Origin of the sequence: Caldimonas brevitalea, assembly GCF_001017435.1 — a bacterium.
GTDB classification, from domain to species: Bacteria; Pseudomonadota; Gammaproteobacteria; order Burkholderiales; family Burkholderiaceae_C; genus Caldimonas; species Caldimonas brevitalea.
This window is the reverse complement of the sequence record NZ_CP011371.1, coordinates 1,872,735-1,884,958: the sequence shown is the minus strand read 5'-3', so window position 1 is coordinate 1,884,958 and position 12,224 is coordinate 1,872,735. Positions and strand designations below refer to the sequence as shown.

Sequence of the window (12,224 nt, the reverse complement as noted above, 5' to 3'; positions counted from 1 at the left end):
GCATCCAGTCCCACCCGCGGCGTGCAGCGGCGACCCGCTTCATGCGCGCCGCCACTTGCCCGCCTGCCACGCCATCGCGCCCGCTCCTCCTCCGGATCGTTGCCCCGCTTCTCGCGCGCCCGCATACCGAAAGGCGCTGCAACAGAAGACACGCCGCGTTGCACAGCAATGGTAACGAGTCCCATTGTTCATCAAGCTCGCGTGAAGGTCCCTCTATGCTGCCGCGGCCGGGTGCCGCAGCGTGTGGTCACTCGGCTCCAACATCACCGAAGTAACGGGAGTGAGTACATGAGAACCTTTCTGGCCGCCTTGGGCCTTGCCATCGTCACGTCCGCCACATCCGCCTCGGCCGTCGAGCCCAAGCTGCACGTGACGTCCGCGACCTTGACCGATTTCACCATCACCGGATTCGACTGGTCCTCCACGGATGCCCATCTGCGTTCGTCGCACGACTACACCTGGGGCGGCATCAGCGAAGTGGACTTCACCGATCTGACCGGACAGGAGTCGACGAGCTTTCCGGGTTTTGTGAGCGAAATCGACTGGGGCGCGAAAGAGCTGCGGGTATCGGCCGACAGTCGCAGCAGCAGCAAGCACTACAAGGCTGGTTATAACGTGGAGGCCCTCGCCCATACCTGGGTGGCGGTCGCTCCAGGGCAGAGCATCTCCGTCGCAGCGACGTCCTTCCTCGACATGAACGTGAACGACGTGAACGAGATTTCGCCCTCGTATTACCCGCAGGTCACAGCGAACCTGCAGATGAGCGCCTATGCCGGACCCAGCTTCGATTCCCGCAGGTTGTCCAGCGTGCACGACGAATCACGGCTGCAAACCGACCATGCGGAGACATTGAGCGACCGCCTGACGCTGAGCTACACCAATGCGAGTCGGCAGACGCAGTACCTGTACGTGGAGGCGGGCGTGTTCGGGTCCGGCTCGACGATGTGGTACCCGGCTCCCCCCGTGCCGGAACCGGAGACCTATGCGCTCCTGATCGTCGGGCTGGCGGCGTTGGGGTGGCGCGCTCGCACCCGTCGAGGCAACCCGGCCGCCACGCCGGAACTTGCGACGGCTTGACGACCCACTTGCTCTCTATCCTTAGCCCGTAACCCTGTGGCGGGACGAGGGAGCACGGAGGCGCCCGCGGAGATTGGCACCGCGGGCCCCGCCTCGCCCAACGACGCATGCTCCCTGTCATGACCTGACGGCCCGGCCGTCAGGTCCCGACGTGCCGCTCAGGCCAGCCAACGCCGCCTACCGCCGTCGAGGGCGAGCACCTGCCCCGTGACATAGCTGGCGTCCAGCGTCAGCCACTTCACCGTCTCGGCCAGTTCGTCGAACGTGCCGAGGCGGCCGAGGGGAATGGAGCGCAGCACCGCCTTCTCGCGCTCGGGATCGCTCCAGTCGGGAGGAAACGGCAGCGCGCCCGGCGCCACCACATTGCAACGCACCCGCGGTGCCCACTCGACCGCCAGCGTCATCAGCAGTGCCTGTAGACCGGCCTTCGACACCGTGTACCAGACGTGGCCGCGCGGCGGCCGCTCCACATGGATGTCGCCCACCCCCACGACCGATCGCAGACCGTCCTGCAGCGCCATCAGTATGGTCGCGTGCGCCAGGACGTGCACGGACAGGTCTTCCGACGCGCGTGCCGTATCGTCCAGCTGACTCGGGCGGTAGACCGACGCATTGCAGATGCAGTGCTCGGGCGCCAGGTCGCGCAGCCACACCGGGACGTCGAAAGGCACCGCCAGGTCGGCTTCCCATGGCCGCGCCGAGTCAGGGCGCAGCGCGTTGAGCTCAGCGACCAACGCTGCGGTGGCGTCCTTCGAGCGGGGCGAGTGATGCGCGACGATGTTCAGGCCGGCCGCGTGCAGCCGGCGGCTGATCGCCGCGCCCCCGCGCGCAGAAGAACCCGTGACCAGCGCCCAGCTCATCGCGTCAGCGTCAGACGGGCCACGTCGGCCCAGGGGTGGTACTTGGTGATGCCGACCCGCGCCGACTCGACATGGTTGAGCGCGCGAATGCGGTCACGGATGGTGGTCGTCACTTCTTCGAGCAGGTTCCAACGGCGCTCGGCAAAGACCTCGTGGACGATCTGGCGCATGCGCCCGTAGTCCAGCGTGTCGGAGATCTGGCCCGAGCGGGCCGCCGCGTCGGAATGCCGATTCGCCACCTCCACCGCCAGCGTGACGGTGAGCGCTTGGACTCTGCCTTGTTCCGAGGGCGCAATACCGATCTCGGTCTGCACCGCCACTTCCATCTCGATGGTCGCCATCTTCAAAACTCCCATTGCCGCTGCCGAGGATCGCAACGACAGTTTCAGGTGCCGGATTTTCGTCCCGGCGCACTCATGCGCCGGGACGAGAGCGTCAGTGTAGTGTTTGGCGCGCAGCGAGGATCATCGTGGTGCGCAATGCTCCAGTGCGGTGCATCTTGAGGATGTACATGCATTCACCGTCCAAACACCTACATGCATATACAGAATGTAGTGCCGACGCAGACCCGGCTGAACCGCGACACGACGCCGATCTCGCATCCCACCCTCCCCCGGCGCCAGCCTCTTCATCGCCCTCAATGTTGCGCATGAAAGGGAGTGAAAAGCTCAGCGAATTTTCATCGCGAGATGGAACACAGACGCTACGCTTCATTCACTTGTTTGAAATGACTTTATCAACGAAGGGAGTCGATTTGATGCACTTGCCAACACGCTTCATGCTCGAGAACCGTGCTTGGGCCCGCGAGATGGAACGGCGCGACCCGCGCTTCTTCCAGAGCTTGGCCACCGGTCAGCAGCCTGATGTGTTTTGGATTGGATGCGCCGACAGCCGCGTTCCCGCGGAGCGCATCACCAACGCCGCCCCGGGTGAGTTGTTCGTTCACCGCAGCATCGCCAACCTGGTGCTGCCCGGCGACAACAGCATCATGAGTGCGCTGCAATACGCGGTGGAAGAACTCAAGGTGGGCAACGTGATCGTCTGCGGCCACGACGCCTGCGGCGGTGTGCGCGGCGCGCTGATGCCGCCGCTGGACGACCAGGGCAGCGCCGTGACCGAAGACGGCAACCACCTGGCCGAACGCATCCGGCCCTTGCGTGAGCTGTACCGCCGCTGCCGCGACGAGGTCGACGGTGCCGGCAATGCCGAACAAGCGCCCCAAGATCGTCTGGCCCGCAGTGTCGACCGGCTGGTCGAGCTCAACGTCGCGGAGCAGGTGCGCTCGCTCTCGAAGACACGCATCGTGCAACAGGCATGGCAGCGCGGTCACGCCTTGCGCCTGCATGGCTGGGTCTATGGCCTGGCCAACGGCCGCCTGCGGGAGGTGCTGTCGATCGCTGCCCCGCAGACCATGACAGAGCCGGCCTGACCGGCTACTGCTGAAGCGGCCACACAAGCGCCGCGTTTTCATACACCCCACGATGCACTCGTGGTGGCGGATGCCACCACGAGTGCTTGTTGTCGTGCCTCTTGTTCTCGTCCCTCTTCATTCATTTTGTTTTCCTTGCCAAGGAGAGATCTGATGCGCACTGTCTCGTCCGCGCCCCAGCCCGGGGAATTGGACATCTTCCGTCACCTGAAAAGCGACCTGCCGGCGGGCATCGTCGTGTTTCTCGTGGCACTGCCCTTATGCCTGGGCATCGCGCACGCCAGTGGCGTGCCGCTGCTGGCCGGCATCGTGTCGGGCATCGTCGGCGGGTTGGTGATCGCCTGGCTTTCGGGCTCGCACGTCAGCGTGAGCGGCCCGGCCGCGGGGTTGGTGGTGATCGTCGTCGATGCCATCGCCACCTTGGGCAGCTTCCAGGCCTTCCTGGCCGCCGTGGTACTGGCCGGCGCCTTGCAGTGGCTGTTGGGGCTTTTGCGGGCGGGCAGCCTCGGCTCCTGCTTTCCGTCGTCGGTGATCAAAGGCATGCTGGCGGCCATCGGCATCACGCTCTTCATGAAGCAGCTGCCGGTCGCCTTCGGCTTCGCATCGGCCCAGCAGGCCCTGACGCGGGTGCCCGACGACGTCGCGGCCCTCGACGCCTGGCAGGCGGCGCTTGGATCGATCACGGCAGACGCGCTGATCGTCGCCCTGGTGTCGCTGGTCATCCTGTTCGTCTGGGACACCCCTCGGCTCAAGCGCATGCCCGTGCTGGGCAAAGTCCCGGCACCGCTGCTCGTCGTGCTGTGGGGTGTGGCCTACCATGCCTTGAAGGTGACGGCCGACCCGGGGTCGGCCTTGGCAGAACACCAGCGCGTCACGCTGCCCGAGATCGACAGTGTGGGCACCCTGCTCGGCCAGCTGCAGTCGCCCGATTGGTCGGCCCTGATGCGACCGGAGATCTACATGATCGCCGTCTCGCTGGCGATCGTCGCGAGCCTGGAAACGCTGCTGAGTCTCGAAGCGGCCGACAAGCTCGACCCGCTCAAACGCGTGTCGCCCCCCAACCGGGAGCTGCAGGCACAGGGCGTGGGCAACGTCGTCGCGGGCCTGCTCGGCGGCCTGCCGATCACCGCGGTGATCGTGCGCAGCTCAGCCAACATCCAGGCCGGCGCACGCACCCGGCTGTCGTCGGTGGTGCACGGCGTGCTGCTGCTGTTGAGCCTGCTGTTCCTCGCCAAGGTCCTGCACTGGCTGCCGCTGGCCGCGCTGGCCGCCATCCTGCTGCAGACCGCCTTCAAGCTCGCCAAGCCCGCGCTCTTCGTCGCGGCGTGGAAGCGGGGGCCGTCGGACTGGGTGCCGTTCGGCGTGACCGTGGTGGCCATTCTTGCCACCGACCTGCTGATCGGCATCTTCATCGGGCTGATCTGCAGCCTGCTGTTCGTGATCCACGCCAACCTGAGCGATGTGATGTCGCTCACGTCGCACGACGGTGCCTACCTGCTGCGGTTGAACAAGGACGTGTCCTTCTTCAGCAAGTCCAAGCTGCGGGGCCATCTGGATCAGGTGGCGCCCGGTAGCGAGCTGATCGTCGACGGTTCGCGATGCGGGTTCATCGACCGCGACATCCAGGAGGTGCTGGACGACTTCGTCGCACACGCGGGGCCGCGCAACATCAAGGTGGAACTGCGTTCAATGCCGGTGCGGAGCACTACCGCGGCGGTGAGGCGCCGCATGGCAGGCAGCACTGCGGCTCACGCCACGGTTCGGGCGTCGACCGCGAGTTAACACCGAGCGAAGGAGCAGTTAGAAAGTCTTGTATCACGGTTTCACTAATTTCGGAACATGCGTTCCGACTGCTCGCCAACCGGACCGCCGCAGGCAGAGGAGCAGGACGTCCTCGGCGTCGATACAGAGCATTACGGAAGCCGTGCTACAGCCGCCATGCTTGCCATCATCACGCACAAGAACCAGGAGACAACTCTTCTTGCCTGCGGCACGAAGAGCGATACACGATGGCCTTTGCACTGAAACCCGCACTCCGGTGGCCTTTGTTCGCCTTGAGCGTCGCCGCAGCCGCAGCGCTCGGCTGGCATGTTCTGTCGGACGAGACGGGGCCCCAGTCCCCTGGCGCATCCCCCCCGGGGTCCGCCGGCTGGGCGGTCTCGCCCTCCCCGGCTGCAGAAGCAACCCCGGGCCTTCGACCGACGGCCGGGACAGCACCGACCGCCTCGGCCGGTGAGGCGGCCTTCGAGCAGACCCTGGAGGCTTACCGTCGCCAGCGCGGCAAGCCGGAAGACCACGAGGGCAAGGACGCCGTGGCCCTGGACGAACTGGAGGCAAGCCTGGCGCGCGACCCTGCCCTGCGGGGCGTGCTGATGCGCCGCCTGCAGGCAAGCGCCGACCCGATCGAGAAACGCTTGATCAAGACGCTGCTGTCGAGTCTGCCCGCTGCCGAACAGCTCGCCTTCTCGCAGCAGTTGCTCGGCAGCGCCGACGCCGTGCAGCGCCGCGACGGCTTCGAGCTGATGCTGCAGATCCCCGGCTCGCAGGCGCGCGACCAGCAGCTGGCGCAGGCGCTGGGACGCGAGCAGGACCGTGAGGTCGTCCTGAGTGTCGTGTCGACACTGATGAAGCCCGAGGACACGCCAGCGACCGATGCGCTCGCCCTGGTTCAGCAACTGCAGGTCCTGGCCGGGCACGCCGACACCGCGGTGCGCAGCGCGAGCCTGCAGGCCTTGGCCTTGTGGGACCCGAGCGCGCAGACCGACGCGACCTTACGTCTGGCATTGCGGGACCCCGATGAAGACATTCGGATCGCCGCGGCCGACAGCATCGCCGGCAACCGCCGGCGCGTGGACGCGATGAAGGCGGACCTGACCGCCGTCGCCGGCAACACGAGCGAGAGCGCGGTCACCCGCCGCGCGGCCTTGCTTGCGATGCAAAACACGCGCCTCGGCGAGGCGGAGTCCAGCGCCTTCGCCCAGCTGATGCTCGAGCTGCAGGCGCAAGAACCGCCGGACAGCAGCGCGCCCTCGGGAAGCGACGCCAGCGGGGACGGCGATTCCAACGGCGACGACGAAGAGCCCTCGGACAGCGGCGCGTCGCCGGGCGACGAGCCGCCCTGGGGCAGCGACGAGCCCTGAGTGTCCTGCGCGACATCCCGGCAGCGCACGCTGCCGCCGGCTCTGTCGCGCCTGAATTTCACATGTGAAATTTTCGGCAGTACCCGTCGGGCGTTGGTTGTACCCGGTGGCTCAACTCACACACGCACAACACATCACAGGATGGAGGCCACATGCATCTTCCCTTGCCCGACACAGCCCTCAGGAGACGGCTCGGCCGGCTCGCTGCGCTGACCCTCCCGCTGGCGCTGCTCTACAGCGCCCCGGCGTCAGCCGGGACCTGCACTCAACGCACCGAGCGCCACACCGACCCGAACACCGGTCAGACCTGGCAAAAGGCCTTCTATTGCACCAACGCCGACAACACGACGATGTATGCGGGGCCCAACGACAGCACGCCGGTGGCCACGATGAAGACCACCAACAGCTGGTTCGTCTGCTGGCGGCGCGGCGAACGGCATGCGGGCGGCAACAACGTCTGGTACTACTCCAAGGGCGACACCTCGCGCTCGGGATGGGGCGGTCGCAAGGCCTGGGGCTACATGCCGGCCGTCAAGCTGACGACCAGCGTCGACCCGGCCCCCGGTATGCCGGAGTGTCGTCCCGACATGTGGCAGGCGGAAAAGAAGGTCTCGGACCCGAACACGGGCAAGAGCTGGTCCACGGTCTGGTACGGTCGCAACGACGCGGGCGTGAAGCTCTACCGCGATGCCGATACCAAGGTCACGACCGGCTACCTCGACAGCACGACCAGCTGGTTCGTCTGCTACAAGCGCGGGGCGACCCATGCTGGCGGCAACAACGTCTGGTACTACACACAAGGCGATCGCTCGACCTCGGCCTACAAATCGCGCCGCGGCTGGGGCTACATGCCGGCGACCAACCTGCACGCCCGCAAGCACCCCTACGACAGCATCCCGGCGTGCCCGTCGCCCGGCAGCAAGCCACCGGCCCCTCCGCCGCCGCCGCCAGCGGGCAACTATGTGCTGCCGCTGCCGCGAGCCGCGTTCGAACGCACGATCGGATCGCTGACCCACCACCACTGGGGTGACAACTACTGGGCCATCGACTTGATGGTGCCGACCGGCACACCGGTCTATTCCGTCAGCGCCGGTGTCGTCACCAAATACTCGCAGGGCACTTGTGGCAACGGGCTGAGCATCAAGGGCGACGATGGTTTGTCCTACCTCTACTGCCATGGCGCCCGCTATGTCGGCGTGGGCCCGGGGGAGCGCGTGCGGCCCGGGCAGTTGATTCTTTACTCCGGCAACACTGGTGCCTCCGGTGCGCCGCACCTGCACCTCGAAATCAAGAAGTGGGTGGGCAACTGGAGTACCTCGCCCGCCTATTGCTCGCAACGCTTCCTGCGCGCGATCTACCGTGGCCAGCCCCAGAGCCCGACCCGGTTCCCGGCCAAGGGTGGGAACTGCAAAGCGCCCTGAGCTGTTGTAGGGCGAGGGTGAGCAAACCCGCCCTCGTCGCGTCCGTCCCGGCAACCGTCATCGCGACAAGGCGCCGGGAGGACGGGCGGGTTGCCGGGGTGGGCGGGCATTCATCTGATGTTCCGCCCGCGCTGAACGCCCCTATGCACAGCACGAAGGCGGTGCCGCCGTCGCCGCTGCCGCCCGCCCCAGGTCCTTGAGGATCGTGCACTTGGGCGCCGGACCTCCGGCGCAGGCAGAGGTGCAGGACGTCACGAAGCGGACCAGGCTGCGCTCCAGCGCCCGCAGTTCGGTCAGCTTGTGGCGCACCTGGTCCAGGTGGCGTTGCGCGATGTCGCGTGCTTCCACGCAGTCCCGGTCGGCGTCGTGGCTCAACGACACCAGCGCGCGCACCTGTTCGATCGAAAAGCCGAAGTCGCGGCAGCTCCGGATGAAGGTCAGCAACTCCTGCGCAGCCGCCCCGTACACACGATGCCCGCTCGGCCGTCGCTGGGCCGGTGGAATCAAGCCGATTTCCTCGTAATAGCGGATGGTCGGTATGTTCACGCCGGTGCGCTCCGCCAGCACGCCGATCGTCACCCGCCCGTCGGTGTTTACGGTTCTCATCGCCTGCCCCCTTGTATCTCAAGCCACTTGAGGTTTCACAGTCGAGTGTACGGGTGATGGCCCGCTTCTCAACTTCGTAGGACGAGACACGATGAGACCTTTGATGACCCTGTTGGGCCTGGGAGCCGCCTGCGCGGCCTGCTGTGCAATCCCCTTGGCACTGCCGCTGCTCGGCGGGCTGGCGATGTCGGGTGGGCTCGGCCTGTGGGCCGGCTGGCCGCTGGCGGTGGGTGCGGCGGTGTTGACGGTCGCCCTGGCCAGCGGTTGGTATCTGCTCCGCCGCCGGCGCGCTTGCAAGGCCGAGCCGGCCGATCAAGAGCGTCTCGGTTGCGGCTCTGTCACGACGGGCACGAGCAACAGCCCGGGTGGGTCCGTGTGTGGCTGCGCCTCGACGAGGAGCGTCGGATAAACCGGGCGGCAGCAAGAGCGATGGGGCGTCTGGGCGGCGCTCGCCACCCAGCCTTGGCGGCGCCTACTTTTTCTCTTTCAGAATCGATGTTCCCGTTTTCAGCACGCGAAACTCCGGCGCGAGCAGGACGGTTGCCAAATGCGCCATCGAGCACTCGACAAAAGACACCTCAGTGACAGTCAACACCTCGTACGATTGCCCTTCCTTTGTTTTTACTGTGAATTTCTCGATCTGCCGATAGACCTCTGAAGTCGGAAATTCCAAGCCCGAAAATACGCCCACCTTTTGCGAATCGAGAAGCTCAGTCTTCAAGAAGTAGGGAGTGTCACCGCGATAGATGGACGCAGAGTCGCGAATGAGTCCCGCATCGACCATGTGGTCGAGCGCCACCTGCGTCGCCCACCTCTTGGGTCCGTAGCAAGGCGGCACTTTCTCCGACGGCTTCGCAGACGCACCTTGCACCAGCCCAAAACAGCCCGTTAAAACGAGGGACAGAACCGCTGCTGATATGTTCATCACCAAACCACCTCAAGATCTCTGTCGCCAGAGTTCACCATCGCCAAACGGGCGTTGTAGCCAACAATGATGCAACCTTGAGAGGCGTTCCCGGGGTCGCTTACGCTTTCCCCATGAATTCGGAAGGCCGTTCTGCCGTAGGTGTGCGTCCCTGGCCCAGGTGTCAGCGTAATCGTGAGCGGTCCCTTGTTGTTGGTATAGCCACCAATCCGCCACTTTCCCCGAGGAATAGGCCCCCAGTTTTCAATGTGCTCAGAGGTTGGTCTATTTTTATGTTCGCCGCGCCCTGCATACCCACCGCTAAAAACAAGAGCGTTGTTGTGATACAGCTTTTTGCTGGTTACTTCGTATTGCCAGACCATTTAGCGCTCCCTCCCTGTTTGCTCGACCCAATACTGCCTCCTCTCTGCGAGACAGCATTTACCCGAGCAGGAATGTAGCAAACGACGAGGTAACCGCGTGTAGGTCGCGCCACCACGATCGGGGGGAGATGTTCTCAGCCTGTAGCAATTTGCAGGTCAGTGTCAGCCCCGTAATATTCCGGGCGCTCCGCCTACTCAAATTGATTGAATTCCGCGTTTCGCGACGGTGAGGGCGTGGTGGCGAGCAATTCGCTCGACAACTTCGGTGTGGGTCCTGATCGCATCAAGACACACAAGCCGCGCCTCATTGACCTCATCGTTCGCGCATGGACGGTGATCGAGTGCCAAGGCACGGGCTCAGTGGAAAGGAGGTGCTGACGGATCGGTGTTCTTGGACTGTTCACCGAACACCGGCGAAGAGCAGTGCCGAGAATGGAAGCCCTGCATGCGCCCAAACAAAAAACCCGTTGGAATTCAACGGGTTGAGTGGAGCGGGTGAAGGGAATCGAACCCTTTGCCAGGCCCGCTGCAGCCCCCGCCAGCCCCTTTCCGCCGTAGCCGTCCGGTCTGGGCGCATTGATCCTGTTTCGCGGACCTTGGATAGTTCCCGCTATGGACATAGTGGACGCTAACAAGAGTGGCAAGAGTGCGGCCCGCTCGCCTCGTAAGCGACGCTCGCATGCTGAGGACTTCAAGCAGACGGTGGTCGACGCTTGCCGCGAACCGGGCGCTTCTCTCTCGGGCGTCGCGCTGAGGTACGGGGTCAACGCGAACCTGGCGCGGCGCTGGTGCAAGGAGCGGCCGCAGGGCCGTGTTGCCTTGCCTCCGGCGCTGCTGCCGGTGAACCTCTGCGACCGCGCGCCTCCTGCGAAGCAGGTAGCCGCGCCTGCTCCCATCGAGATCGTGATCCACGACGCCCGGATCATTGTGCCGTGTCAGTGGCACTCCAATAATCCCCAGTCATGGCATCTAAATTTTCCCCACCCATCGAAATCGCGAAGGAGCGAGAGATGGAAGAGGAAGTTCAAAGGATGGCTGCAGAGGCCGGTACCGTGCCCGTCTGGAGACGGAGCATGGAGGTGGCGGTGGTTGGGCAAGAGCAGTGGGAAGCGATTCGCGAGCGCCGCGCCGCCGGTCAGAGCATCTCGGCGATCGCGCGGGAGCTGGGGCTGGACCGCAAGACGGTCAGAGGCTGCCTGGCACGTGATGAGTGGAAGCCGTACAGCCGGGAGGTGAGGCGCCCGACACTGCTGGACGAGCACATTGAGTGGCTGAACCGGCGGGCGCCGCAGGTGGGATTCTCGGCGCGGGTGCTGTTCCAGGAGCTGCGTGCGCAGCGGGGCTTCACGGGCTGCTACGAGGTGGTCAAGGTGGCGGTGCGTCCGCTGCGCTCGAGTGCGTCGGTGGCGGCGATCACGCAGATGCGCTTCGAGACGGCACCAGGTGAACAGGCGCAAGTGGACTGGGGCCAGGTCAAGGTGTGGCTGGGCGGCGAGGCGACCCGGGTGCACGTGTTCGTGATGACGCTGGGCTACAGCCGCCGGGCCTACGCCGAGGGCTACCTCAGCGAGCGGATGGACAGCCTGCTGTCGGCGCACGAGCGGGCCTTCGATCACTTCGGTGGCGTCTGTCAGTCGCTGCTGTACGACCGGATGCGCACGGTGACGATCGGCACGACCGAGGACGACGCCGGTGTGCGACGGGCGAAGCTGAACGCGACGTTCCAATCATTTGCCGGGCACTGGGGCTTCACGATCCGGCTGTGCCGGCCGTACCGGGCCAAGACCAAGGGCAAGGTCGAGTCCGGCGTGAAGTACATCAAGGGCAACTTCGTGCCGGGCCGCCAGTTCCGGGACCTGGAGGACTTCAATGCCCAGCTGGCTGCCTGGCAGGCCGAGGTCGCGGATGTGCGCGTGCACGGCACGACGCATCAGCGGCCGATGGAGCGCTTCGCCGAGGAGGCCAAGGCGCTGATGCCGGCGGCCGGCCATCGCAGCTTCCTGCAAGCCATGGTGCGGGAGCGGGTGGTCGCCGAGGACTGGCTCGTGGCGATCGACGCGAACCGCTACTCGGTGCCGTTCCGACTGATTGGCAAGACGGTGCAGGTCGCCCGCGAGGGCGGCAGCTGGATCATCCGGCACAAGGGCAAGGTCGTGGCCGAGCACGCGGTGCTGAGCGGGCGTGCGCAGCTGAGCGTCCTGCCCGAACACGGGCCTGGAGCGGTACCCCGTAACCAGCGTCAGCGATTCGGCTCGATAGGCGAGCGGCCCACTGCGCCATCCCAGAGCGAGCGCGACGTCGAGGTCCGAGACCTCGGGGTCTACGACCAGTTGCTGCACGCCGTTCGGGAGGCTGCGTGATGAGCACGACCACCCGTACCCCCAAGATCGCTGAGGCGATGATG

The 12,224-nt window shown here is 65.5% G+C and carries 11 protein-coding genes; 6 read left to right on the top strand and 5 right to left on the bottom strand.

The window, feature by feature from the left end; all coding sequences use genetic code 11:
- Positions 1–288: 288 nt before the first annotated feature.
- Positions 289–1,077: a PEP-CTERM sorting domain-containing protein gene (locus tag AAW51_RS08290; protein ID WP_169787996.1), complete on the top strand. Its 789-nt coding sequence runs from the start codon at positions 289–291 to the stop codon at positions 1,075–1,077.
- A 158-nt stretch (positions 1,078–1,235) separates the two neighbouring features.
- On the opposite strand, the gene AAW51_RS08285 is transcribed toward AAW51_RS08290, so the two are convergent.
- Positions 1,236–1,937: an SDR family oxidoreductase gene (locus AAW51_RS08285; RefSeq protein ID WP_047194221.1), complete on the bottom strand. Its 702-nt coding sequence runs from the start codon at positions 1,935–1,937 to the stop codon at positions 1,236–1,238.
- Positions 1,934–2,278 carry a dihydroneopterin aldolase gene (locus AAW51_RS08280; RefSeq protein WP_169787995.1) on the bottom strand — a complete coding sequence of 115 codons (345 nt, stop codon included), beginning with the start codon at positions 2,276–2,278 and terminating at the stop codon, positions 1,934–1,936. The genes AAW51_RS08285 and AAW51_RS08280 overlap by 4 nt, the downstream gene beginning before the upstream one ends.
- A gap of 416 nt (positions 2,279–2,694) precedes the next feature.
- On the opposite strand from AAW51_RS08280, the gene AAW51_RS08275 reads away from it, so the two are divergent.
- From AAW51_RS08275 to AAW51_RS27975, 4 genes are all read left to right on the top strand, one after another.
- On the top strand, positions 2,695–3,366 hold the full coding sequence (locus AAW51_RS08275) for a carbonic anhydrase (RefSeq protein WP_047194219.1): 672 nt from the start codon (positions 2,695–2,697) through the stop codon (positions 3,364–3,366).
- Between the two features lie 153 nt (positions 3,367–3,519).
- Positions 3,520–5,148, top strand: coding sequence for a SulP family inorganic anion transporter (locus AAW51_RS08270; protein ID WP_083438173.1), 1,629 nt, complete (start codon positions 3,520–3,522; stop codon positions 5,146–5,148).
- A 227-nt stretch (positions 5,149–5,375) separates the two neighbouring features.
- On the top strand, positions 5,376–6,506 hold the full coding sequence (locus AAW51_RS08265; RefSeq protein WP_047194218.1) for a hypothetical protein: 1,131 nt from the start codon (positions 5,376–5,378) through the stop codon (positions 6,504–6,506).
- A 152-nt stretch (positions 6,507–6,658) separates the two neighbouring features.
- On the top strand, positions 6,659–7,927 hold the full coding sequence (locus AAW51_RS27975) for a M23 family metallopeptidase (protein ID WP_053013429.1): 1,269 nt from the start codon (positions 6,659–6,661) through the stop codon (positions 7,925–7,927).
- A gap of 141 nt (positions 7,928–8,068) precedes the next feature.
- On the opposite strand, the gene AAW51_RS08255 is transcribed toward AAW51_RS27975, so the two are convergent.
- The 3 genes from AAW51_RS08255 to AAW51_RS29005 form a co-directional block, all read right to left on the bottom strand.
- On the bottom strand, positions 8,069–8,533 hold the full coding sequence (locus AAW51_RS08255; RefSeq protein ID WP_047194217.1) for a MerR family transcriptional regulator: 465 nt from the start codon (positions 8,531–8,533) through the stop codon (positions 8,069–8,071).
- 472 nt (positions 8,534–9,005) lie between these two features.
- On the bottom strand, positions 9,006–9,458 hold the full coding sequence (locus AAW51_RS08245; protein WP_047194215.1) for a hypothetical protein: 453 nt from the start codon (positions 9,456–9,458) through the stop codon (positions 9,006–9,008).
- Complete coding sequence (locus tag AAW51_RS29005) at positions 9,458–9,820, bottom strand: tlde1 domain-containing protein (RefSeq protein ID WP_083438172.1); 363 nt, start codon at positions 9,818–9,820, stop codon at positions 9,458–9,460. Before AAW51_RS29005 ends, AAW51_RS08245 begins: the two co-directional genes overlap by 1 nt.
- A gap of 1,010 nt (positions 9,821–10,830) precedes the next feature.
- Here AAW51_RS29005 and istA point away from each other — a divergent pair.
- On the top strand, positions 10,831–12,180 hold the full coding sequence (gene istA, locus AAW51_RS08240; protein ID WP_157359564.1) for an IS21 family transposase: 1,350 nt from the start codon (positions 10,831–10,833) through the stop codon (positions 12,178–12,180).
- Positions 12,181–12,224: the final 44 nt, after the last annotated feature.